Genomic DNA, 23,054 nt, shown 5'->3' on the forward strand with positions numbered 1-23,054 from the left:
TTTTTAGTTATTTTAATGGTAATGGTTGGGTAACATCTATTCCTAATACTGGTGGTACTAAGAAATAAACCACTAACACAATGACAATAATACTCAACATATTGACCCAAAATCCAACTGTTGCCATTTTTTTAATACTAATTTTTCCAGTACCAAATACAATAGCATTTGGCGGGGTACCAACCGGTAACATATAAGCACAATTGGCAGCCATAGCAGCCGGCACCATGAGTAGTAACGGATGTACATTAACTGCAACAGAAAGCGTAGCAAGAATAGGTAAAATCATAGTCGCAGTAGCTGTATTCGAAGTTATTTCTGTTAAAAATAGCACAAATATTGTAATGACAAGGACGATAATTAATGGACTGACACCTTCGATTAATTTTAATTGTTCCCCTAACCATGTGGCTAAACCGCTCTCTGAAATACCTTTAGCAAGTGCTAAACCTCCACCAAACAAAATGAGTACACCCCATGGCAAGTCCTTGGCAACATTCCAATCAATAATACGTGTATGTTGCGTTTTATTTTTAGCAGGTATTAAGAATAATAATACAGCTATAAACATTGCAATCGTACCGTCGGCAACTTCTGAGGTGAACGACCAATTTTTCAATAAGAATTCTCTACTAATCCATAATAAACTTGCCAATATAAAAATTGCTTGTACTACTTTTTCTTCATATTCCATCTTGCCTAGTTCATCTAATTTTTTTCTAATTAAATTTTGACCGCCTGGCAGTTCTTTCATATCATGATTAAATGCAACATAACGCAAATATAACCATACTAAAATCAATAGCACAATGACCGTTGGCACGCCAACAACCATCCATTTGGCAAAGCTGATTTCTTCACCAAATGCTGATTGATATTGACCTTTTAGAATAATAAGTGGTGGCGTTCCGATCAAAGTTCCTAAACCACCAATTGTTCCTGCATACCCGATAGCTAATACTAATGATTGTTCAAATTTATTGATGCTTGTAGCATTCATTTCTTCCCCTTTTAAATCATTTGCTTCTTTAATAATTGCTAAACCTATTGGTATCATAATCATCACAGCTGCAGTGTTCGAAACAAACATAGATAAAAACCCTGTCGCAATCATAAAACCTAATAAAATTTTTCCAGTACTTGTACCTAAAATACTGATAATTGTTAATGCTACACGTGTATGTAAATTCCATCTTTCCATAGCTATAGCTAGTATGAATCCACCTAAAAATAGGAAGATAATATCATTACCATACTGAGCAGATACTTCTTCTGGGCTAAGTACATGACCAATAGGCAATAAAATTAATGGTAATAAACTAGTTGCTGCAATTGGTATTGCTTCAGTAATCCACCAAATAGCTATCCAAATTGTAATTGCTAACACAAAAACACCTTTATAAGATAAATTTTCAGGTTGAAAAGTTAACAATGTCAAAATAAATAGTAGTGGCCCTAAAATTAATCCTGTCAGTTGTCCTGCATTATAAGATTTATTTTTTTCAGAAAAAAATGTTAAATAATGTGAACGCTTAAATTCCCCTTTGTTCATGTTATTCATAATGTTCCCCCCGGATTTAGTTGTTTTCTGAATTTTCTTACATCATTACTCTTTAAGATAATATAATTTCAATTAAATTACAATATGTTTTATATTGTGTTTTAATTCAGAACTACTAAAACAAAGAATCATTATTTTATGTTTATTTTTTTTATGTTAATATTTTTTTCATCTGATAGATACAAATTTTCTATATCTTTTAAATAAAGCCTCTGATGTTTATTATCAAAATAATTCTGTGCAATAAATATATTGTTGTGTTTTACGTTATGGTAACTTTGCACTCGAATTGCATCTTTAGACATATGACCAACAAAATGATTCTGATAAATATACAAATTACTTCCAGATTGTGTTGTTCTTACCTTACCTGTAAGATCTTGCGCATTTTTACCATCTTTCACTGCTAAAAACCGAATACCGCCTCCACAATTTTTGAATATATTATCGTGAATAAAAGTATCTTTTGATTTTAAAGGTGTCAGTGCATATTGGTTTATACCTTCAAACGTATTAAAACGAATGTGTATGTTTTCATAAAATTGATTGAATCTACTCGCGTGAGATCCTATTGCTCTATTCCACGCACCCATAGTAGGTGTTTTCGAATTTCCAAAATAACAATTTTCAATCACTACATTTTTAGTTATCGTACCATCCGTTGCACCGAATTTTGGAAAAGCACCTTTTACTTGTATATCAATTTGTACCGCTTCTGAAAACAATCTTTTCCCTTTGTCATCTTTAAATCCTAAAAATTGACATCCATTGATATATAGTCCATTGATGCCACATGCATCTATAGCGTGACCTCCAACAACATCTTTAAATGTTACGTCTAAAATTTGAATATTTTGAGCATGACCCATGCACATTGCCGTATTGTTATACGGATAATCATAACCATTCATATCCAGTGTGCCACCAGCAATACAGATTGCACCATTACCTTCGTATCCATAATAAGATTTCAACCATCTACCATTTTTTATTAAAGTATCCTTACCTACTCTTTTTAATACTGCATTATCATCCAATATCAAAGTAGTTGAGTCATATATTACCAATGGTCTACGAATATGATACTCCCCTTTAGGAATATAAATTGTTGTGTTTTTGTGGGTTCTAGCATATTTCAATGCTTTTTGAATCGCACGTGTATCTGCCCATTTATGCTTACCTTTTAATCCAAATTGCATTGCATTAATGATCATTAGCAACTCTTCCTCCTTACTTAATACTTTATAATAAACTAATATTTAATTTTTAAACGCTTTAAATGCACCTTTAATGATTTATGTACTTAGTATATAATAACTATAATCTTAATTTTGGGAGTGTTACATTAGATGAAAAATAGTGCACTTATTATTGTTGACTATTCAAATGATTTTGTTGCTGATAATGGCAAATTAACTTGTGGCCTTCCTGGTCAACAAATTGAAAATTATATTGTTGAAAGAATTGAAGTATATAACAAAAAACAGTCTAATATCTTTTTTCTTATGGACTTACATTATGAAGAAAATAGCTATCATCCAGAAAACAAACTTTTCCCACCGCATAATATAATAGACACCACTGGAAGAGAACTCTACGGTAAAGTGAATGATATTTATCAGAATATCTTATTTAATGATCATGTTCATTACTTAGATAAAACGCGTTATGATTCATTTTGTGGTACGCCTTTAGACATTATGTTACGCGAACGCAACATTACACATTTAGAAATCGTCGGCGTATGTACAGACATTTGCGTGCTTCACACTGCTATCACTGCCTACAATTTGGGATACACTATTTCAATTTCCCATAAGGGTGTTGCCTCATTTAATCCAACAGGACATCAGTGGGCATTAGATCATTTTAAAAATTCATTAGGTGCTGAAGTAGAATAACAATAGAAAATCATGATAAAATAAAATTAAATAAAAAATTAAGGAGAATTAAAACATGGCAAAAACTTATATTTTCGGTCATAAAAATCCCGATACGGATGCAATTTCATCAGCTATTATTATGGCAGACTTTGAACAACAAACAGGAAATACAGAAGCAACACCTTATCGTTTAGGCGAAGTAGGACCTGAGACTCAATATGCATTAGATCATTTTAATGTAGACACACCAGAATTACTTAGTGATGATTTAAATAATCAAAATGTTATTTTAGTTGACCATAATGAATTCCAACAAAGTGCTGATACGATTGACAAGTCATCAATTCAACATGTCGTTGATCATCATAGAATTTCAAACTTCGAAACTGCAGCACCATTGTATTATCGTGCAGAGCCAGTAGGTTGCACTGCAACAATTTTATACAAAATGTACAAAGAACGCGGATTTGAAATCAAACCTGAAATTGCTGGTTTAATGATTTCTGCTATCATTTCAGATAGTCTACTATTTAAATCACCAACTTGTACACAACAAGATATTGACGCTGCTGAAGCTTTAAAATCAATTGCAGACATTGACTTAGAATCCTATGGTCTAGAAATGTTAAAAGCAGGTGCATCTACAACAGATAAAACTGCATCTGAGCTGTTAAATATGGATGCAAAATCATTTAATATGGGTGACTATATTACACGTATTGGTCAAGTGAATACTGTAGATATTGATGAAGTATTCCAACGTCAAGAAGAGTTAGAAAAAGAAATGTTAGAAGTGAGTACAAACGAAAAATATGATTTATTTGTATTGCTTGTAACTGATATCATCAACAGTGACTCTAAGATTTTAGTCGTTGGTGCTGAAAAAGATAAAGTAGGCAATGCATTCAATGTTCAACTAGACAACAATACTGCATTTTTACCAGGTGTTGTATCTCGTAAAAAACAAGTTGTACCTCAAATTACAGAAGCTTTAAGTTAATTTCATACTTTATCAATATATAACGTTATAATAGTAAAAACTTAAATAGTTTACTATATAGAAAAACTGGAACATAATAATAATTATGTTCCAGTTTTTTATCCATCCTTTTAAACTATCTAAATCATCAATATGCTAGGAGGAATAATATTTGAATTCAATAGAACAATCTTTCCACAATAGTAAACAATATTTTAATACTCATGAAACCAAATCACTTAAATTCAGAAAAAAGCAACTCAAACAATTAAGTAAGAGTATTAAAAACTATGAAAATGAATTACTTGAAGCTTTTCAAGAAGATTTAGGTAAAAATAAAGTAGAAGCCTATGCAACTGAGATTGGCTTTACATTAAAAAATATTAAATCAGCTCGTAAAGAACTTAAAAATTGGGCGAAAACCAAACAAGTAAACACACCATTATTCATGTTCCCTACCAAAAGCTATATTATGAAAGAACCTTATGGCACAGTACTCATTATCGGACCTTTTAACTATCCATTCCAATTGTTAATAGAACCATTGATTGGTGCAATTGCTGCTGGGAACACTGTGATACTAAAGCCTTCTGAGTTCACACCTAATGTATCTGGTGTCATACAGCAAATCATTGCCGATGCATTTGATCCTGAATACGTTAATATCATTCAAGGAAATGCTGATACAACTCAAACTTTACTTCAATTTCCTTTTGATTATATTTTCTTCACAGGCAGTGAACAGGTTGGACGCGTTGTTTATAGCGCAGCAAGTAAAAATTTAACACCAGTAACTTTAGAGCTAGGTGGAAAGTCACCTGCAATCATTGATGAGAGTGCAAATATTAAAGTTGCAAGTGAACGTATTTGTTTTGGTAAATTTACAAATGCTGGACAAACTTGTGTTGCACCGGATTACTTACTTGTAAACCGTAAAGTTAAAGATGAACTCATCAGTGCATTAAAAAAGACAATCACTGAATTTTATGGCACAAATATTCAAGATAGTCCGGACTATGGGCGAATTGTAAACAAAAAGCATTATCATCGTTTAAACGAATTATTAAATATTCATCACCCTGAAATTACTTTTGGTGGTCAAACTGACATTGATGAAAATTTTGTTGCACCTACTATTTTAGAAGGTACTACTTTCGATTCAAAAATTATGGAAGATGAAATTTTTGGTCCAATTTTACCTATTATAGCTTATGATGATTTTGATGAAGCAATTGATTTAATACGTTCTAAACCTAAACCACTAAGCCTTTATTTATTTAGTGAAGATGAAAACAGCTCAGAGAGAATATTAAATGAATTATCATTTGGAGGCGGTGCAATCAATGATACCCTTATGCATTTAGCAAATCCTAACTTACCTTTTGGCGGTGTTGGTGCTTCCGGTATAGGAAAATATCATGGAAAATACTCATTTGATACTTTTAGTCATGATAAATCTTATATTTTCAAATCTACAAGGCTTGAATCAAGCCTATTGTTCCCTCCTTATAAAGGAAAATTTAAATATATTAAAGCATTTTTCAACAAATAGTATTTTGATATATTAAAGCCCGAAAACTATACTAGGTTTTCGGGCTTTTTATCATTTATTTTTATTTTAAGAACTGAACACAAACACCTTCTGGCGCATTTTGTGATTCATCGGATTTCTCTAATTTTCCAGTAACTTTATCTCGCTTAAATACAACTACTTCATAATCACCTTCTTGGTGAGCGCAAACTAAGAAATCATCTGATTCAGTAATATTAAAATCACGTGGAAATACTCCACCGCTCGCTACTATATCTACAAGTGAAATTGTTGATCCATTGTCTCCAACTTTAAATATAGCAATACTATCATGTCCTCTATTGCTGATATATAGGAATTTTTGATCATGAGATAATCTTACTGCAGCTAATTTTGTTGCACCCTCAAAATTTTCGGGTATTGTTGCATGGCGTTCAATTTCTGAGAACTCACCATTTTCATATGCCATAACACTTACAATATTTGATAATTCATGTACAACATAAGCAATTTTGCCATTTTCATGGAATGAAATATGTCGTGGTCCATCTCCAGGCTCAAAATCATATACAGCATATTCACTGTAGCCATTATCTCCAAATTCATACGTCACAATCTTATCAGTCCCTAAATCCATGGCTACCACATATTTTTCATCAGGCGTTATACCAAGGTAATGGACATGAGGTTGCTCTTGTCTTTCTAAAGGGCCTGTTGAATAATCATGTGTTAACTCTTGGATTAAACGAATAACTTCACCAGTAGTCGGATTCGCTTCATAAATACGAGCCAGTCCTGCACCATAAACTGCCTCAAAGATATATTTTCCATCTGGTGAAACTGAAACATAACATCCACTACCTTTTGTTGAAGCTAAACATTTATTAATAAGGCTAAGTTTGCTATCTTTTTCTATTTTAAAACTTGCGACACCACAGTCTTCACCTTCACGTGTGACAGCATATAAAAATGAATGATGCTGATTCACGTATGTTGATGCTTCTAATTCATAACCCGTTTCTAACTCGACAACCGTTCCTGTTTGTTCATCTAATTCAAAACGGTAAATGCCCTTCCCCTCTTTTTTCGTATATGAACCGATATATCCTACTGTAGTCATGTAAACCCCTCCATATTATGATACTTTCATTTTAATAAATATTAATACTAAATGACAATATAATGGTTTTAGCGTTCATACGCCGTTTATAAATAATCCTATTGAAACTTGTATGACATAAATATATTTTACTTTTATTAAACCGATTTATCTTAGTTAAACTTATCATTTTCTAGCTTTCATCTTAATCATTATCTATTTTCCTTTATAAGATAACTAAGCTTTCAGACATTGGAATCAATGTTTTATTAAATATTGAAAAATAACTTGCAATAATACGAACAAATGTTCTATTATTGAATTGAGGTGATTGGATGCTTTCAAGTAAATATAATAATAAAGAAACTGATTACAGAAAAATACCTAGAGAAAAATTAAATCCTAATATTCCACAGGGCCGTGGTATGGTTAAATGGGCACCTTTTGCAACGTTACCCGAACAATTTGAGGCAGTACAACAACATATCATTGATCAAAATAAAATTGACCGTCCTATTTTATCAGACGATCAATTAACTGAACTCAATATTCAACTACATCAAGCACTACATGCGGATACACCAGTGAGTATCGAATACTATAAGAATGGTTGGTTAGAATATATCACATTGGAAATTAAGAATATTGATATGCTTCATATGTATTTAGAAGGATATCCACTTGCTTCTTCAAACACAATAAAATTATCGCTTTTTGATATCACAAGCATAAATCTAAAGCACCAACCAAAGTCCTATTAAAAGTCAATTATTGGATACACTTAATTTACAATCTTTCGACTGCATAAGCCTCCGTAATATCTGCATTCTGCAGCACTCTCGTTTTAGGTTCGCAGTCTTTCGACTGCATAAGCCTCCGTAACATCTGCATTCTGAAGATGTACGGAGGCTAAAAAAATAGAACACTTAAAAGTGTTCTATCAGTAATTAATTATTAGATTCGATGTCTGAAACAATTTCTTTTGTTTTATTTTCGATATCTTCAAAGTCTTTTTTGAAAATATAAGCAAATACAACAGCACCTATTCCTGCTGCTAACGATACAGTAAGAATTGTACCGAATACAAATTTAAATAAACCTTTAATAAAATTCCACATTCTGTTTCACCTCAATAATTTATTAACATGTCTAATATTAATGATAGCATACTTAAAGACATCAATAAATATATACCCTTTTTCAAATAAATTATTCTTAGCATTCATAATATAAAATTACATTATAAATATACTAAATAACTATTATATACTAATATAGTCTGAAAAGAATTGGAATATTAATAACCATTTGAAGTAAACATGATACTACTATAAAATAATTATTAGATACTAATTACCCCACCAAGTTGACAGAGCATCTCTTAATTGTCCATAGTAATTTAACATAATCATCACCTCATTCAACTAAATTAAGCTTTAGTTTTAAAAGTTAATTTTATGATAACTTCCACAGAACAGTAATACAATTAACATGACGTTACAATGAGATAACATTATTGTAAGGTTACACTTAACATAGGAGTTTTTTTATGCAAAAAGTACAATCAGATATTTTAACGCATCGAGGATCACATTTTGATTTAGGCATCAAAACTGCTCAATGGATGCAACAAACGCCAATGCTAAAAAACAGAGAAAAAGAATGGAAAAAGCGTATGCCTAGATTTGATATAAATATTAAAGAAACATATAATATTTTCCAAATATACGCACCACAAATTTGGGAAGAAATAAAAGGTATGCAAGAGGTCTTAAACCTTCCTACAAAACAAATGATTCTAAACTTCGGACATTATCGTTTTACACCTTTAAGAAATAGTGGTTGCACTGTATTTTTAGGAAATGATTATATGGTACGCAACTACGATTATCATCCTGCCACTTATGATGGTCGATATTTATTATTTCAACCAAATGATGGTGGTTTAGCACAGATTGGCCCAACCTCACGCGTAACTGGAAGAATGGACGGAATGAACGAAGCTGGCCTTTCTATGGGCTACAATTTCATGCATCGTAAACATCCTGGTGATGGTTTTGTATGTTACATGATTGGTAGAATTATTTTGCAGTACTGTAAAACTGTACCAGAAGCAATTCAATTGTTAAAAGAAATCCCACATAGAAGTTCGTTTAGTTACATTGTTATGGATAAAAACCTAGAACATGCGATCATTGAAGTTACACCTCGTTCGATTAATGTGCGTTATGATCAAACTTGTACGAATCACTTTGAATTATTAACACATGAAAATAGAAATTATACAGCAGAATCAAAAGCGCGTTTAGAACGGCTTATTAAGCATAAACCAACGCACTTAAATAAAACAGAGGCCTTCAAGCTGTTTAATCATCCACAATATAAAATTTACAGTAAATTATTTAAAAGTTGGTCAGGAACGATACATACAAGTATGTATGAACCACAAAGTTTAACTGCACATATTGCAATCGGCGAAAATAGTCATCCGACCAAAATAAACTTTGCTGATTGGCTTAATGGTCAAGCTTTATCCACAGCTACACTTTTGGGTCATTTAGATACCGAGTTAACTTTTGCAACATATTGAACTATATTAAAAAAAGTGGGACGACGAAACTTAATTTTATTAAAAAGATTTCGTCGCCCCATACTAATAAAGATGACTAGGACTAAAAAAAGTATAAAATGATTACTTGATCTGAAGCTCAGTAACCCCTAACAACAAGCACGAGTCAGTGACGAATCAATGATACCCCAATAATTAATCAATCACTATATCTCCGTCAGTGGTATATAGCTCTAAAATATTATCCCCATTTCCAACTTTTTCATTCATAAAATGCTTATTATTAACTTTTTTATCACCGTGAAATGGATATAACTTAAGAAGTGTGTTTTTCGGAGCGTTTTTATAACTAATGTTAATATCTCCTTTTTTAGCAGATGCTTTAAAATTGGAATTGATATCAGTATCAGATAATCTTATAGTTCCATTGTTTACTAATAACACTGAGTCCTGTATAAATGTATTTTCACCCGCTATTCTGGCATTTTCAGTTTTAATATTGGCATTATTTATTTCACTTTCTTTAAACGTTATCGCTGAATTTAATCCTTTATATTTTAACTTTCCAAACTTAGATTCATTTAAAATCACTTTTCCGCCATTTTTATGATTTTTTGATAAATCTGCATCATTTACATTTAATTGTTTAACACTTATAGTATTATATTTACTTGATGCATGTAGCTTATTTAATTTTTCTTCAGGTAAAGTAATAATTAAGTTATCCTCAAAATTTCTAAAAGGATTGTAATTTAAGCCATAATGGTTTTCTAGTTTTTCAGTCTCTCTAACTTTCAACGTTTTATCATTATTGTTGATATCAAGATTTCTCTTACCTTTATATCTCACTGACGTTTTATCTCCTGATTTAATTAAAACTTTACAATTTTCAGTTAAGACATCTAAATTATTAATATCTTTAGAATCCAATACTTTATTAACACTATTTAATTTTTCATTTTGTTTTTCAAAACCGAACCATGTAACACTTCCTAAAAGAAAGCATGTTATAAATAAAGTTAGCCCACCTAAAAATAACCGCTTCATAAATCTACACTTCCTTTAATTGTTCGGATATTCCATCTTAAGTATTTTAAAATTAAACGATAGACAAGTTGTGCTAATTTAGCAATAATTACAAATAAAACAATACCTAATCCTGTAAAAGAAAAAGCAAAAAAGTAATTACTTATCGCGAAGCTGATCATATGATTCAATACCCCATGAACAATTAACAATATAGGGCTAATTGTTAAGAAAAATGCAACGAGCAATAATGCACACATAAACACTGCTAGTATAACCATGGGTATCAAAATAATAATTAATGACAAAATCCCCATACCTAAAGACGCCATAATTGCTCTAACAATATTTTTAGTATTTGGCCTATATTCGGCAGATACAATAGCATTTTTTGCCATTATCTGTTTAGCAATCTGCTTGGGCGATTCTAAAGCTCCAATGATTTGGTATTCATTTTTGCCATTATTTTCTTGTTCAAAAAAATATTGTTCATATTCATACATCACTTTGTCTCGTTCATTTCGAGGTAGGTTTTCTAGTTCTTGTTCTAACGCATTTAAAAATGTGATTTTATCCAAGTTATCTACCGCCATTCAAATTGTAGGATTTAATCAACTTCTATTTCAATTCAAAAATGGCAAACCACTCCAAAGTGTCATTACCAAATTTAGTTATTATAAAATTCAATACTCTATATTTCACCATTTCTATGTACAAAAAATATTTTAATATATATTTTGTTATCCAAACATAACTTACAAAAGTTCGATGATTATATATAATAAATTAATGTTTAAATATTATTAGTTAAAAATCGGATATCAAAAAGTTATGTAACTCAATGTTGTTTTACACTATTCATACTAAATCAATATAGCATAAACATTTAGTATTTTCATTTAAAACAAATATTAAAACTTATTACTTTTCTAAGTATTAAAAATTTTCTTTCATTTAAAATTGTTGATATAATAATAGCTAATAAATTAAAGGGGGAAAAATAATGACAAGTTTAGAAACTTATTTCAAAAACAGTCAACCACTTGATCAGTACATAGAGGATATGACTGAAAACCAAGAAAATCTACTAACAATTTATAAATCATTCTCACTTCCTCAAGATGATGAACGTCTTGAAAAAATCAAATCTTTACCTTACAGTAAAGTGCTTGTAATAACGGAAGATTGGTGTGGAGATGCTATGATGAACCTTCCTATTCTAAAGCATATAAGCGAAGAACTACACTTGGAAGTCAGAGTATTCCATCGCGATGAAAATACAGATTTAATAGATCAATACTTAACAAATGGCACAGCCAGATCCATTCCAATATTTGTTTTTCTAAATGATGACTTTGAACAACAAACTGTTTGGGGCCCTCGTGCTAGACAAGTCCAAAACTTTGTAGATGAAACGCGTTCAAAATTACCTGAAAAAGACGACCCTACATTTAAGGATAAATCTGCAGAAACACATACAATTATTGCAAATCGTTACAAAACAGATTCACAAATGTGGAAGCATGTTTACGATTCAATCTTAGATAAATTAATCACTAAATAACTAAACACGTATGAATTGGATTAGCTTTACTACAATTCATACGTGTTTTTATTGAGTTTAATTTCTACTATTAAATATCTTTTTTAGATGCATAGAATAGATTAATAATAAATAAAATAACAATTGAAGCTGAGGTAATAAACCATTGCCAATTACTGAATGTATAATCTCCAGAAGTCGTTTTCGATGTTAAATAACTAAATGGAATATACTTTAATGAGTCTTGTATATTATCTCCAATTTTTGGAATCATTGGTAAGAAAGGTTCAGCAAAAGGCACAATCAATACTAAGAAAATCCCTAATGTGAATATAAGCGCTGTTTTAGGCACTACTAATGCAAATAAATATAATAGTAATCCAAAGAATAGATGGAACATTAAGAAAAACCATAGTAATTCAAAAATTTTATCAGTTTTAATATTTTCACCATCTACAATACCTTGAACAATTAAAACAAATGCAACAAGAATTGCTGTTATTAATATGGCAATTAATATAATAGAAACAACTTTTGCAACAACATAACCTACACGACTCGATGTTTTATTCATATATAATTGAATCGTACCTTGTGAAATATCACGTGTGATTGTTTTTATTACAAAAAGTAGCCCCATAATAGAAAAGAACCAACTACCTATTGAAAGTAATGTATTACCGTTCATTTCATCAGATTGTTGAACAAATAAAATTGTAAAACCAATCATTGGTAAAATAGTCAATAATAATGCTAAGTAAGTTAAAGGACTTTTAAAAATACTAATCAAATCATATTTTACAAGTTGAATACTGTTCATTATTGGCCACCTTTCTGATTGATATTGAAGTACGTATCACGTAAAGAACTTTTGCGCGTTTCAATAAACACAGGGAAAATTTCTTTACTTGCGAGTCCTTTTAATATATCTTTATAGTTTTTTTGAGCCTTTAATATAACTTCTCCTGTCTCTCTTTGTGACTGTATTACATCAAAGTGTTCATTTAAATAAGCTAATCCTACTTCAAAGTCATCCGCTTCAAGATTCAATACTGTAGAATCTGTTGGTGCGCCTTCTTTCATATCAACATCTTGCACAAATGTACCATCTCTTAAAAAGACTGCTCTATCACAAATTAATTCTATATCCTCAAGTTTATGACTTGAAATCAAAATTTTCATATCTAATTCCTGAACAAGCGATTGTATTGTTTTTAAAACGTCAATTGAGCCATCAGGATCCATTCCATTTGTTGGTTCATCTAATATTAAATATTTAGGTTTATTCATTAAAGAAACTGCAATGGCTAACTTTTGTTTCATACCCATTGAATATTTTTTAATTTTCTTTTTAATATAACTACGCATCCCAAATGCATCAATAATTTGATCAGCATACTTTTTATCAAAACCTTTTCCTAACACATTTGCAAAAAGTTTTAAGTTATATAAGCCAGATTTATTATCATATAGTTTAGGGTGTTCTATTAAATAACCCACATTTTCTTTATTACTTAATTGAACTTCGCCTTTATAATTTACAATGTTGCCATTCATCACTTTCATTAAAGTGGTTTTACCCACCCCATTTTTACCTATTAAACCAACAATTTGACTATGTCCAAAATCAAAATCAATATGATCTAATACATTATTATTACCATATGTTTTAGTAATTTGTTTTAACTGCATAATGCGCCTCCTTTAAAGTTAATTTAGCTTTTTATATTGAATGATATAATTTACCCCTAAAAATATAACACTTAACAATAAGAAGCCATAGTTAAAGAAATCTTTAAAATATCTTAAATGTTCAAAGTCATAATCAAATAGTAAAGAACAACCAATAATGATAATTGCAATGACAAATGGTAAGAAAATTAACATTCCTAACACATAAGGAATAAATGAAATATATTCTGCCTTTTGTTCTATAGATCGCTTAAAACCTAGTGGTATCGCGAAGAGATTAATGGCTATATAAGAAAATGGCAATGTGAAGTTAATATTAATTGTATTACTTGAATAATTATCATTGGATATGCCATATAAAGATAAAATACCTGCACCAACGAAAGTAAAAACCAAAACAGTTATATAGTTCGCATTTAGTAAAGATAATTTAGAAACAGGTAAACTAGCAAAAAAATCATATGACTGTTTATGCCCTAACTTTTTATTAAATCTAAAAACATGTCCTGAATCTAACACTGAAATAACTACTAGTACCATAACAAGTGCAGAATAAAGCACTTTATTTATCAATGTGTCATGATTCAAAATTAATTGTAACGGTGAAACAATCAGTAAAACTGAATATAAAACAATCGTCCATTTGCGTAACTTAAGGTTTCGAATAAGTAAATTTTTCATCTTATACCTCCCGCATTGTTAATTATTAGAAAGTCCCAAATCATTCTTTGGGGTTCCTTTTTCGAGGTAAACCATTAAGTCTTCAATTGTTGGACTCGTGATTGCAACAGCATTACCAAATATTTCATAGAATACATTAGCCTGTGTTGTTAACGCAGTATAACCCGTTTTATTAATTTCAAAATATTGAGTTAAATCCATTAACTCTTCATCAATTTGGTTGGAATCACCTTTGACAATTTTAAATTGAGATAAAAGATGATCTAAAAAGTCATTTAAAACAACTTCGCCATCCTTAATATAAACTAAATAATCAGCAATTTTCTCCAAATCAGAAATAATGTGGGTCGATAAAAAAACAGTCTTTCTTTCATCAATAAGTTCTTTTTGAATGATATCTAAAACTTCATTTCTTATAATAGGATCTAAACCTGAAGTAGGTTCATCCAAAATAAATAGTTCAGCTTGATGACTAAATGCGATTGCAATAGATAATTTCATTTTCATTCCCGTTGAGAATGTTTTAATCTTTTTATTAAAAGGCAAATCAAACAATCCCACATAATGTTCAAAAACATCATGGTTCCAATAACTATAAAATGGCGCAACATAATTTTCTATTTTTTTAATTGTCCATTTATCATTAAGATATAATTCCGAATAAATAAAACCAATTTTATCTTTTATTGCTACAGCGTTATTTTTCATTTTTTGATTGAAAATTAATATCTCACCATCATTGGGCTCAATTAAGTCCATGATTAACCTGATAATTGTGGTTTTACCAACACCATTTGCACCGATGAAACCAGTTACAAAACCTTGAGGAACTTCAAATGAAATATCATTTAATTGAAATTCTTTAAATTGATAGTTAATATTTTTCAATTCTATAGCATTCATTCGTCGTCCTCCTCATAAATCAACGATAAAATTTCTTGTAACTCAGATAAAGTCATCCCAATGGTCTTGGCTTCTTTACTCATTGATTTAGCTAAGGACTCAATAACTATAAATTGTTTTTCTTTTAAAATTGAACTATCCTGTTCCTTCACAAATGTACCTTTTCCTCTTATGGTAAAAACAAAACCATCTTTTTCCAAATCTTCGTATGCACGTTTTGTAGTAATCACACTAACACTTAAATCCTGTGCCAGTTCTCTCATTGATGGCAAATGTTCTCCAGGAGTAACGTGTCCTTTTAAAATGTTCTCTTCTACTTGTTGTTTGATTTGTTCATAAATCGGTCTTTCACTACTGTTTTTTAAAAGTATTTTCATTAACGTCCTCCCCTACAACTGTATATACAATATATACACACTTGTAAAGCCAAATTTTCATTTTAACTAAAAAATTTTGAGCTAAAATAAGTGCAAATAACTATACCATTTAAAATAAAAAAGGCTAACCCACATAAAATGGTCAGCCTTATACCCAGTATGAAAGAGAGAGATGTTTCACTCTTTCAACTTATTTCTTTTGATTATTTTGATTATTTTTTTTGCGTCTATCATTACTTCTATTTATAAATGCACAAATCATAAACATAATTGCTGCAATTAATAATTTTATGCCTGAATTTTCATGTCCAGTAGCTTGTAAATAATAACCAACGACAAATAATACAATAGCAATAATCACAAATATTTTTGTTAAATGTTTCACTATACTCACCTCAAATAATTACATTGTATCAAAATTTGCACACAATTTCTAAAACTCATTCATACTATTCTAATTTTGAAATGATCTTATTATTAATTTGCATTACACACAATAGAATATATTGTTTGCAGTTTATACTTGGCAGTGCTAAAATGTAACTGTATCCACGAATTATACTACACAACCCCAAGCCTGATTGCGCAGACTTGGGGTTTTTTGTGTAAGGCCACCTATTTGTCTTTCCACTTATCTTCTAACCAAACACGGAATACAACAAGCAAGCCACCTGTTATTAAAGTTACTAAAATTTCTTGCCACCACGTAATCATACTACACCCCCCACAAAAAAGTACCATGTAGGATTTTGATGGCCTATCTATATTCTAACATAAAACAGAACACCTGTTCGTATAAAATGACCTTAAATTTATATTTTTCTTATAAAATGTTTGCAACGCTTTAATTTTGACTGATTTCAAGATAATATAGTTATATCATTTAAAAAGTAAAGAGAGGTTAACAAACTATGAATCCTTTAGCTTTAGATTTAAACGAACAACTATCTAAATCCAATCCAAAAATTGCAGATATGCTTTCTGATTTAGGCAAATTAATGTATTATCCAAAGGGCATTTTATCACAATCCGCAGAGGCGAAAGCTACCAAATATAATGCCACAATCGGTATGGCAACATATAAAGACAGTAAAATGTATGCTGAAACATTAAATGATATGTTCAATCATTTAGAACCAAATGACATCTTTCCGTACGCACCTCCTCAAGGTTTAGAAGCACTTCGTGATTTATGGCAACAAAAAATGTTGAAAGACAATCCTGATTTAACTGCGAATCACATGACAAGACCTATTGTTACAAATGCATTGACACATGGTCTATCAATTGTAGGAGACATGTTCGTTGATAGCGGCGACACAATTTTACTACCATCACATAATTGGGGGAACTATAAACTTGTATATAGTACAAGACATAGTGCTGAAATTGAAACATATGATATCTTCGATGAGTACGGACATTTTACCACTGAACAGCTTGTTCATACGTTAGAACAATATAACAAAGATAAAGTTATTTTAATCTTAAATTATCCTAATAACCCAACTGGCTACACGCCTACTAAAGATGAAGTAGCCGTTATTGTCGATGCCATCAAATCTCTTGCAGAGCGTGGTACCAATGTTATTGCATTAATAGATGACGCTTACTATGGTTTATTCTATGAAGATGTTTACACGCAATCTCTATTTACTGCATTAACAAATTTACATTTACCTCATTTATTACCTATCCGTTTAGATGGGGCTACTAAAGAATTTTTTGCATGGGGATTACGCGTAGGCTTTATCAGTTTTGGAGTTAACGATCCTATTACAAAGCAAGTTTTAGAAGCCAAAGTAAAAGGATTAATTAGAAGTAATATTTCTAGTGGACCTATGCCCTCTCAAAGCGCAGTTAAATATGTACTTGAAAACCATGATCAATTTGATAAAGAAATTCAAAAGAATATTGATACATTAAATGCAAGATACCAAACTACAAAATCTGTTGTTTATGACGAAAAATATTCAACATATTGGCAACCCTATGATTTTAACTCTGGATATTTTATGGCACTTAAAGTTAAAAATGCTAATCCAGAACAATTGCGTAAGCATTTAATCGAAAATTATTCTATTGGTGTAATTGCATTAAATGATTCTGACATTAGAATTGCTTTTAGTTGTGTAGAAAAAGATGATATCCCTCATGTCTTTGATTCAATAGCTAAAGCCATTTCTGATTTACAAAATGTATAAAAAAAGATGAAATTGCTATTCATAGCAATTTCATCTTTTTTAATTTATTGTTGTTGTTTTAAAACACGTGACATTTCTTCAATTTTACCAGCATGTAAAGGAATATGAATGGCATTTAATGCCAACAATTCGTCTAACGTATTACAACCTGCGATTGTTTCAGTTAATTCTGTTTGTAGTTCTTCATCTGAAAGTTTTTGAGCGCGCTCTGGTAAGGTCTGTATATCGTTCAATATCTCGTCTATTTTCGGTATTGTTTCATCTCCCCATTTTTCTGGTGAAGAACCATAACCAAATAAACGAGTGTATTGTTCAATATCAACTGTATTTTTATCATATAAAGATAAAGCAGATTCAAATATAGTTAAAACATGACCATATTGCCAATGTATTGTATTTGGAAATAAATCAATTTTATCGTCCAATACTTGGTCATTATTCCAATTATCATAACCTGAAATTAAATAATTAACACCCATATCAATAACATCATATACTGATTTCTTAGTCATAATTTAATTCCCTCCACTTCTCAAATATCGTGCAGCTAAAATATATTGCAACTATTAAGACGTACACCCACTCTCTACCCTTTTATTTAATACTTATTCACAATACTAAAATTATTATTAACAATGAATATTATGATTATTAATCTCCATCACATTAATACAAAATTCAGATTTAAACTATAAGTAAAACGTTAGTACTAACATTTTTGTTTTGGTTTATTCTAAACTACGATATAAAATAAGACGCTTCTCAAAAGCTTTATGCTTAATGAGAAACGTCAAAGATTAACTTCAATGAAGTTTGAATTTAAATATCTATATTATTTTATCATGTCAACCAACTAACATTGATGTAATTACCTCAATAGCTACATTACATCATGCCTGGCATACCGCCCATGCCTGGTTGTGGTTCATTGTTATTTTCTTCAGGAATATTGGCTACAACTGCTTCTGTTGTTAAGAACATTGCTGCAACACTTGCTGCGTGTTGAAGCGAAGAGCGTGTTACTTTAGTTGGGTCTACAATACCAGCTTCAAGCATATTTACCCATTCATTAGTAGCCGCATTAAAGCCAACGCCAATTTCTGAATTTTTAAGTCTTTCAACTATAATTGAACCTTCTAAACCGGCATTCTCTGCTATTTGACGTACAGGAGCTTCTAAAGCTTTTAAGACAATATTAACCCCAGTAGCTACGTCGCCTTCAGCTTCAATTTTCGATACTTTATCAAAAATGTTCATAAATGCTGTGCCACCGCCTGCTACGATGCCTTCTTCAACAGCAGCTCTTGTAGAATTTAAAGCATCTTCAATACGTAATTTACGTTCTTTTAATTCTGTTTCACTTGCAGCACCAACTTTAATTACTGCAACACCGCCTGCTAATTTTGCTAAACGTTCTTGTAATTTTTCTTTATCAAAATCAGAATCAGTTTCTTCAATTTGTGCTTTGATTTGACTTACTCTTGCATCGATATTGTTTTGATCACCATCACCATCGACAACTGTTGTATTGTCTTTAGTAATTTCAGCTTTGTTAGCAGTACCAAGCATATCAATTGATGCATCTTTAAGCTCTAAGCCTAAATCATCAGTAATCACTTGTGCACCTGTTAAAATTGCTAAATCTTCTAACATCGCTTTACGACGATCACCAAATCCAGGCGCTTTTACTGCTACTGCTGTGAATGTGCCACGCATACGGTTTAAGACTATATTTGTTAATGCGTCGCCTTCAACGTCATCTGCTACAATTAAAATTGGACGATTAGCTTGAACCACTTGTTCTAATAACGGTAAAATATCTTGGAAAGATGAAATCTTTTTATCTGTAATTAAAATATACGGTCTTTCTAACTCAGCGACCATCTTATCTGAATCTGTGACCATATACGGAGATTGATAACCTCTGTCGAATTGCATACCTTCTACAACTTCTAATTCAGTATTAAAGCCACTTGACTCTTCAATTGTAATAACACCGTCATTTCCCACTTTTTCCATTGCTTCAGAAATATATTTACCAATTTCTTCATCAGCTGCTGAAATAGAACCAACTTGAGCGATTTCATTTTTATTATCTACATTTTGTGAAATTTCATGTAAAGCTTCAATCGCTACTTCTACAGCTTTATCAATGCCTTGACGTAATCCAACTGGATTAGCACCACTTGTAACATTTTTTAAACCTTCTTGAATCATTGCTTGTGCTAATACAGTAGCTGTTGTTGTACCATCACCAGCGATTTCATTTGTTTTATTTGCTACTTCTTGTACTAATTTAGCACCCATATTTTCATAAGGATCTTCTAATTCAATTTCTTTTGCAATCGTTACACCATCATTAGTAATTAATGGTGAAGTGTACTCTTTATCTAATACAACATTACGTCCTTTTGGACCAATTGTAACTTTAACAGCATTTGCTAATTTATCTACACCTCTTAGCATAGATTGACGTGCATCTTCAGAGAATTTTAAATCTTTAGCCATATTTCTTAACCTCCATGTTGTTAGTATGATTTATCGTTTTTATAATTTATTATTCAATAATTGCTAAAATATCATCTTCGTTAAGGATTAAATATGTTTCGTCTCCACGTTTAACTTCTGTGCCAGCATATTGTTGAAAAACAACATTATCGCCTTCGTTCACTTCAGGAGCAACTCGAGAACCATCTTTTAAAATACGTCCTGCACCTACTGCAATTATCGTACCTTCATTTGACTTCTCTTTAGCGCTATCTGTTAATACAATACCACTTTTTGTTGTTTGCTCTTGTTCTATTTTTTGAATAATTACTCGGTTACCTAATGGTTTTAACATTGAATGTTCCTCCTTAGAATTGGAAATCTTTAGCACTTCATTACCTTGAGTGCTAATCTAATTTCTATAATAATCAAAGTTGGTCAACATTTCAAGTTAAAACCATCGTTGTATATTTTGTGTGTGACGATAATTTACGCTAAAATAAGATATAAACTATTTTTTGGAGGTTCATTATGTCTCGTTTGTGGGTATCCATATTGACATTATTTATTTATGGTCTAGCACAATATGGTGTTTTATTTTTACATATGGCAGGGTTTTTCGACAATTTAAGTGGTAAATCGTTAATGTTTACCAATATTTATACACAAGTTATTTTATTTATAATCGCATCAATCATTATTATTATAATCAATAATTTCATTGCTAACCCAACACAATTAGAACAACGAACAAAAGAAAAGAAACGCTACGCAGTATTATGGGCGCTCGTTGGATATGTTTGTGTTATGGTGTATCAAATTATTGCTAATTTAATTAATATGTTCGTATTAGGTGGTCCACAATCAAGTCCAAATACTGAAAGATTAATGAAAGTAGCTCAGGATATTCCCGTCTTCATTATTTTAATTTCAGTCGTAGGCCCAATCCTCGAGGAATACGTTTTTAGAAAAGTTATTTTTGGTGAGTTATATCAACTTATGAAAGGTAATAAAACCCTAAAATTCATAGTAGCTTCAGTAGTAAGTTCTATTATATTTAGTGCCGCACATGGCGACCCAGCCTTCTTCATCATTTACTTTGGTATGGGAATGATTTTTTCAGGGTTATACGCTTTTACAAAACGTATATGGGTCCCTATTGCTGTACATATGATGCAAAACGGTTTTGTGGTAATAATTCAAGTTTTAATAGGCCCAGAAAAAATAAAAGAATTACAGGAAACTACTTCTTTTATTTTCAGTCTTATTATTTAACAAATATAGTTTTATAAAAATTGGAATAACTTCTGTAATCAAAATAAAGGACTAATCCATATCATCATTGAATGGATTAGTCCTTTTTATATTTCAATTACTCATTATTTTTATTTTTACGATGAACAAAGTAACCAACTACGACTCCAATAAATATAATAAAAATAGCTGTTATTAAAGCGAATAAAATACGTTCAAATTTTATGTCGATAGTATTTTTTGAATTTTTATCTGCAGTTTCAGTCATTTCTTCATCACTGCTAGAGTGATACTCATATTTACCTGAAGCACTTTCCGTTTTTGGATTTTTTAAATCCGGCATTGATCCAATTTCACCTGTAATCAAAGCCAAAACTTGATTATCTAAATTTTGATAATAATCTTGTGATTTCAAAGGATTAAAATACTGGAATTTAAAATAATTCGTACCTTTCTGTAACTCATTTAAAAAAGCATTATCATCAAATCGTTGTGGTCTAAGAATGGATAAAATATCCCTGTTAGAGATTTTTTGTTCACCATTATTTAATTGTTTTACTTGGTTTACGACAAAAGGATTATATTTAAACGAACCGGTAGACATTTGATTAAATCTATTTAAAATTTGACGATCACTATTTGTATGTGTTGACGTTTGATTTGAATCTTGTCTAACTGACAAGTCTCCATAGTTTATATCATTTTGATATTTGTTTGGTTGCTCATTTTCATTTGGTCTTTTTAAGCTTGGTCGTGTAGGATTTGAAGGTTTGACTGGTTGTGTTGGTTGATACGTATCGTCATTACCACTTTTATGATTTCCATTATTTGGATAATATGTTCGTGGAGGTGGTGTCAAATTCGGTCGATCAGGATTTGTCGTTGCACCTGTTCCCCCATTTGAACCGGATGTACTTCCTTCACTTGGTTTATCTGGTTTTGATGAAGTACCTCCACCATCATTTGGTCGATCTGGATTCGACGGTACGTCTGATCCTCCATTTGAACCTGATGTTTCTCCATTATTGGGTTTATCTGGTTTTGGTGGCGTGCTTCCACCTTCATTTGGTCGGTCAGGATTCGTTGGTTCGTCTGTACCTTCATTTGTGTCAGAATTATCTCCACCACTTGGTTTATCTGGTTTTGGTGGCGTGCTTCCACCTTCATTTGGTCGGTCAGGATTCGTTGGTTTGTCTGTACCTTCATTTGTGTCAGAATTATCTTCATCGTTTGAATCAGAAGTGTCTTCATCACTTGGTTCATCT

Annotated in this window: 25 protein-coding genes; 8 read left to right on the forward strand and 17 right to left on the reverse strand. The window is 31.0% G+C overall.

Going from position 1 to position 23,054, the window contains the following annotated elements; all coding sequences use genetic code 11:
- Positions 1 to 7: 7 nt before the first annotated feature.
- Both KA867_RS11545 and KA867_RS11550 read right to left on the reverse strand, forming a co-directional pair.
- A complete protein-coding gene (locus tag KA867_RS11545; RefSeq protein WP_210138111.1) occupies positions 8 to 1,561 on the reverse strand; it encodes an SLC13 family permease in 1,554 nt (517 codons plus the stop codon).
- Positions 1,562 to 1,692: 131 nt separating this feature from the next.
- Positions 1,693 to 2,775 carry a glycosyl hydrolase family 28-related protein gene (locus KA867_RS11550; protein ID WP_210138112.1) on the reverse strand — a complete coding sequence of 361 codons (1,083 nt, stop codon included), beginning with the start codon at positions 2,773 to 2,775 and terminating at the stop codon, positions 1,693 to 1,695.
- A 135-nt stretch (positions 2,776 to 2,910) separates the two neighbouring features.
- Between KA867_RS11550 and KA867_RS11555 the strand changes: the two genes are divergently transcribed.
- From KA867_RS11555 to KA867_RS11565, 3 genes are all read left to right on the forward strand, one after another.
- The gene (locus KA867_RS11555; RefSeq protein WP_210138113.1) at positions 2,911 to 3,462 is read left to right on the forward strand and encodes a cysteine hydrolase family protein; all 552 of its coding nucleotides are present in this window, start codon (positions 2,911 to 2,913) and stop codon (positions 3,460 to 3,462) included.
- A 55-nt stretch (positions 3,463 to 3,517) separates the two neighbouring features.
- Positions 3,518 to 4,444, forward strand: a complete 927-nt coding sequence (locus KA867_RS11560; RefSeq protein ID WP_210138114.1) for a manganese-dependent inorganic pyrophosphatase — start codon at positions 3,518 to 3,520, stop codon at positions 4,442 to 4,444.
- Between the two features lie 151 nt (positions 4,445 to 4,595).
- The gene (locus KA867_RS11565; RefSeq protein ID WP_210138115.1) at positions 4,596 to 5,975 is read left to right on the forward strand and encodes an aldehyde dehydrogenase; all 1,380 of its coding nucleotides are present in this window, start codon (positions 4,596 to 4,598) and stop codon (positions 5,973 to 5,975) included.
- A gap of 61 nt (positions 5,976 to 6,036) precedes the next feature.
- Here KA867_RS11565 and pglS read toward each other — a convergent pair whose 3' ends face one another.
- Positions 6,037 to 7,074, reverse strand: coding sequence for a 6-phosphogluconolactonase (gene pglS, locus KA867_RS11570; protein ID WP_210138116.1), 1,038 nt, complete (start codon positions 7,072 to 7,074; stop codon positions 6,037 to 6,039).
- 314 nt (positions 7,075 to 7,388) lie between these two features.
- Here pglS and KA867_RS11575 point away from each other — a divergent pair, with 314 nt between their 5' ends.
- Positions 7,389 to 7,814 carry a YolD-like family protein gene (locus KA867_RS11575; protein WP_210138117.1) on the forward strand — a complete coding sequence of 142 codons (426 nt, stop codon included), beginning with the start codon at positions 7,389 to 7,391 and terminating at the stop codon, positions 7,812 to 7,814.
- Between the two features lie 186 nt (positions 7,815 to 8,000).
- On the opposite strand, the gene KA867_RS11580 is transcribed toward KA867_RS11575, so the two are convergent.
- Positions 8,001 to 8,171: a hypothetical protein gene (locus KA867_RS11580; RefSeq protein WP_019469577.1), complete on the reverse strand. Its 171-nt coding sequence runs from the start codon at positions 8,169 to 8,171 to the stop codon at positions 8,001 to 8,003.
- Positions 8,172 to 8,602: 431 nt separating this feature from the next.
- Here KA867_RS11580 and KA867_RS11585 point away from each other — a divergent pair, with 431 nt between their 5' ends.
- On the forward strand, positions 8,603 to 9,643 hold the full coding sequence (locus tag KA867_RS11585; protein WP_210138118.1) for a C45 family autoproteolytic acyltransferase/hydrolase: 1,041 nt from the start codon (positions 8,603 to 8,605) through the stop codon (positions 9,641 to 9,643).
- Between the two features lie 174 nt (positions 9,644 to 9,817).
- Here the strand turns inward: KA867_RS11585 and KA867_RS11590 are convergent, their stop codons facing one another.
- The gene (locus KA867_RS11590; RefSeq protein WP_210138119.1) at positions 9,818 to 10,669 is read right to left on the reverse strand and encodes a DUF4097 family beta strand repeat-containing protein; all 852 of its coding nucleotides are present in this window, start codon (positions 10,667 to 10,669) and stop codon (positions 9,818 to 9,820) included.
- Positions 10,666 to 11,226 carry an HAAS signaling domain-containing protein gene (locus KA867_RS11595; protein WP_210138120.1) on the reverse strand — a complete coding sequence of 187 codons (561 nt, stop codon included), beginning with the start codon at positions 11,224 to 11,226 and terminating at the stop codon, positions 10,666 to 10,668. Before KA867_RS11595 ends, KA867_RS11590 begins: the two co-directional genes overlap by 4 nt.
- A 425-nt stretch (positions 11,227 to 11,651) precedes the next feature.
- Here KA867_RS11595 and KA867_RS11600 point away from each other — a divergent pair, with 425 nt between their 5' ends.
- Positions 11,652 to 12,212, forward strand: coding sequence for a thioredoxin family protein (locus KA867_RS11600; protein ID WP_107386641.1), 561 nt, complete (start codon positions 11,652 to 11,654; stop codon positions 12,210 to 12,212).
- 70 nt (positions 12,213 to 12,282) lie between these two features.
- On the opposite strand, the gene pmtD is transcribed toward KA867_RS11600, so the two are convergent.
- The 7 genes from pmtD to KA867_RS13495 form a co-directional block, all read right to left on the reverse strand.
- Positions 12,283 to 13,011 (reverse strand): phenol-soluble modulin export ABC transporter permease subunit PmtD, encoded by a 729-nt coding sequence (pmtD, locus tag KA867_RS11605; RefSeq protein ID WP_019469572.1) that lies wholly within the window; start codon positions 13,009 to 13,011, stop codon positions 12,283 to 12,285.
- Positions 13,011 to 13,883, reverse strand: coding sequence for a phenol-soluble modulin export ABC transporter ATP-binding protein PmtC (pmtC, locus tag KA867_RS11610; protein ID WP_210138121.1), 873 nt, complete (start codon positions 13,881 to 13,883; stop codon positions 13,011 to 13,013). The genes pmtD and pmtC overlap by 1 nt, the downstream gene beginning before the upstream one ends.
- Positions 13,884 to 13,901: 18 nt before the next feature.
- The gene (gene pmtB, locus KA867_RS11615; RefSeq protein WP_210138122.1) at positions 13,902 to 14,564 is read right to left on the reverse strand and encodes a phenol-soluble modulin export ABC transporter permease subunit PmtB; all 663 of its coding nucleotides are present in this window, start codon (positions 14,562 to 14,564) and stop codon (positions 13,902 to 13,904) included.
- A gap of 18 nt (positions 14,565 to 14,582) precedes the next feature.
- A complete protein-coding gene (gene pmtA / locus KA867_RS11620) occupies positions 14,583 to 15,467 on the reverse strand; it encodes a phenol-soluble modulin export ABC transporter ATP-binding protein PmtA (RefSeq protein WP_210138123.1) in 885 nt (294 codons plus the stop codon).
- Positions 15,464 to 15,844 (reverse strand): PSM export ABC transporter transcriptional regulator PmtR, encoded by a 381-nt coding sequence (gene pmtR / locus KA867_RS11625; protein ID WP_210138124.1) that lies wholly within the window; start codon positions 15,842 to 15,844, stop codon positions 15,464 to 15,466. Before pmtR ends, pmtA begins: the two co-directional genes overlap by 4 nt.
- A gap of 190 nt (positions 15,845 to 16,034) precedes the next feature.
- The gene (locus tag KA867_RS11630) at positions 16,035 to 16,229 is read right to left on the reverse strand and encodes an SE1626 family protein (RefSeq protein WP_210138125.1); all 195 of its coding nucleotides are present in this window, start codon (positions 16,227 to 16,229) and stop codon (positions 16,035 to 16,037) included.
- Positions 16,230 to 16,459: 230 nt separating this feature from the next.
- Complete coding sequence (locus tag KA867_RS13495) at positions 16,460 to 16,555, reverse strand: Trp-rich small protein (protein WP_225309943.1); 96 nt, start codon at positions 16,553 to 16,555, stop codon at positions 16,460 to 16,462.
- Positions 16,556 to 16,755: 200 nt separating this feature from the next.
- Here KA867_RS13495 and KA867_RS11635 point away from each other — a divergent pair, with 200 nt between their 5' ends.
- A complete protein-coding gene (locus KA867_RS11635; RefSeq protein ID WP_210138126.1) occupies positions 16,756 to 18,048 on the forward strand; it encodes an aminotransferase class I/II-fold pyridoxal phosphate-dependent enzyme in 1,293 nt (430 codons plus the stop codon).
- Between the two features lie 44 nt (positions 18,049 to 18,092).
- On the opposite strand, the gene KA867_RS11640 is transcribed toward KA867_RS11635, so the two are convergent.
- The 3 genes from KA867_RS11640 to groES form a co-directional block, all read right to left on the reverse strand.
- Positions 18,093 to 18,560, reverse strand: coding sequence for a DinB family protein (locus KA867_RS11640; protein WP_019469564.1), 468 nt, complete (start codon positions 18,558 to 18,560; stop codon positions 18,093 to 18,095).
- 373 nt (positions 18,561 to 18,933) lie between these two features.
- A complete protein-coding gene (gene groL, locus KA867_RS11645) occupies positions 18,934 to 20,556 on the reverse strand; it encodes a chaperonin GroEL (protein WP_210138127.1) in 1,623 nt (540 codons plus the stop codon).
- A 49-nt stretch (positions 20,557 to 20,605) separates the two neighbouring features.
- The gene (gene groES, locus KA867_RS11650; RefSeq protein WP_019469562.1) at positions 20,606 to 20,890 is read right to left on the reverse strand and encodes a co-chaperone GroES; all 285 of its coding nucleotides are present in this window, start codon (positions 20,888 to 20,890) and stop codon (positions 20,606 to 20,608) included.
- Positions 20,891 to 21,066: 176 nt separating this feature from the next.
- On the opposite strand from groES, the gene mroQ reads away from it, so the two are divergent.
- Positions 21,067 to 21,810, forward strand: a complete 744-nt coding sequence (gene mroQ, locus KA867_RS11655) for an intramembrane glutamic endopeptidase MroQ (RefSeq protein ID WP_210138128.1) — start codon at positions 21,067 to 21,069, stop codon at positions 21,808 to 21,810.
- Between the two features lie 97 nt (positions 21,811 to 21,907).
- Here the strand turns inward: mroQ and KA867_RS11660 are convergent.
- Positions 21,908 to 23,054, reverse strand: a 1,147-nt coding sequence (locus KA867_RS11660) for an SdrH family protein (protein WP_245355974.1), incomplete at its 5' end; no start/stop codon positions are given.

Origin of the sequence: Staphylococcus sp. GDH8C109P (assembly GCF_017893405.1) — a bacterium.
Taxonomy (GTDB): Bacteria; Bacillota; Bacilli; order Staphylococcales; family Staphylococcaceae; genus Staphylococcus; species Staphylococcus cohnii.

Bases quoted from the DNA above. Each gene is read 5' to 3' on its own strand.
- KA867_RS11555 (WP_210138113.1), top strand. From the start codon at position 2,911: ATGAAAAATAGTGCACTTATTATTGTTGACTATTCAAATGATTTTGTT.
- KA867_RS11640 (WP_019469564.1), bottom strand. From the start codon at position 18,560: ATGACTAAGAAATCAGTATATGATGTTATTGATATGGGTGTTAATTAT.
- KA867_RS11545 (WP_210138111.1), bottom strand. From the start codon at position 1,561: ATGAATAACATGAACAAAGGGGAATTTAAGCGTTCACATTATTTAACA.
- KA867_RS11585 (WP_210138118.1), top strand. From the start codon at position 8,603: ATGCAAAAAGTACAATCAGATATTTTAACGCATCGAGGATCACATTTT.
- pmtC (WP_210138121.1), bottom strand. From the start codon at position 13,883: ATGCAGTTAAAACAAATTACTAAAACATATGGTAATAATAATGTATTA.
- groL (WP_210138127.1), bottom strand. From the start codon at position 20,556: ATGGCTAAAGATTTAAAATTCTCTGAAGATGCACGTCAATCTATGCTA.
- groES (WP_019469562.1), bottom strand. From the start codon at position 20,890: ATGTTAAAACCATTAGGTAACCGAGTAATTATTCAAAAAATAGAACAA.
- KA867_RS11580 (WP_019469577.1), bottom strand. From the start codon at position 8,171: ATGTGGAATTTTATTAAAGGTTTATTTAAATTTGTATTCGGTACAATT.
- pmtR (WP_210138124.1), bottom strand. From the start codon at position 15,844: ATGAAAATACTTTTAAAAAACAGTAGTGAAAGACCGATTTATGAACAA.
- KA867_RS11550 (WP_210138112.1), bottom strand. From the start codon at position 2,775: ATGATCATTAATGCAATGCAATTTGGATTAAAAGGTAAGCATAAATGG.
- KA867_RS11575 (WP_210138117.1), top strand. From the start codon at position 7,389: ATGCTTTCAAGTAAATATAATAATAAAGAAACTGATTACAGAAAAATA.
- mroQ (WP_210138128.1), top strand. From the start codon at position 21,067: ATGTCTCGTTTGTGGGTATCCATATTGACATTATTTATTTATGGTCTA.
- pglS (WP_210138116.1), bottom strand. From the start codon at position 7,074: ATGACTACAGTAGGATATATCGGTTCATATACGAAAAAAGAGGGGAAG.
- KA867_RS11590 (WP_210138119.1), bottom strand. From the start codon at position 10,669: ATGAAGCGGTTATTTTTAGGTGGGCTAACTTTATTTATAACATGCTTT.
- pmtB (WP_210138122.1), bottom strand. From the start codon at position 14,564: ATGAAAAATTTACTTATTCGAAACCTTAAGTTACGCAAATGGACGATT.
- KA867_RS11635 (WP_210138126.1), top strand. From the start codon at position 16,756: ATGAATCCTTTAGCTTTAGATTTAAACGAACAACTATCTAAATCCAAT.
- pmtD (WP_019469572.1), bottom strand. From the start codon at position 13,011: ATGAACAGTATTCAACTTGTAAAATATGATTTGATTAGTATTTTTAAA.
- KA867_RS11560 (WP_210138114.1), top strand. From the start codon at position 3,518: ATGGCAAAAACTTATATTTTCGGTCATAAAAATCCCGATACGGATGCA.
- KA867_RS11600 (WP_107386641.1), top strand. From the start codon at position 11,652: ATGACAAGTTTAGAAACTTATTTCAAAAACAGTCAACCACTTGATCAG.
- pmtA (WP_210138123.1), bottom strand. From the start codon at position 15,467: ATGAATGCTATAGAATTGAAAAATATTAACTATCAATTTAAAGAATTT.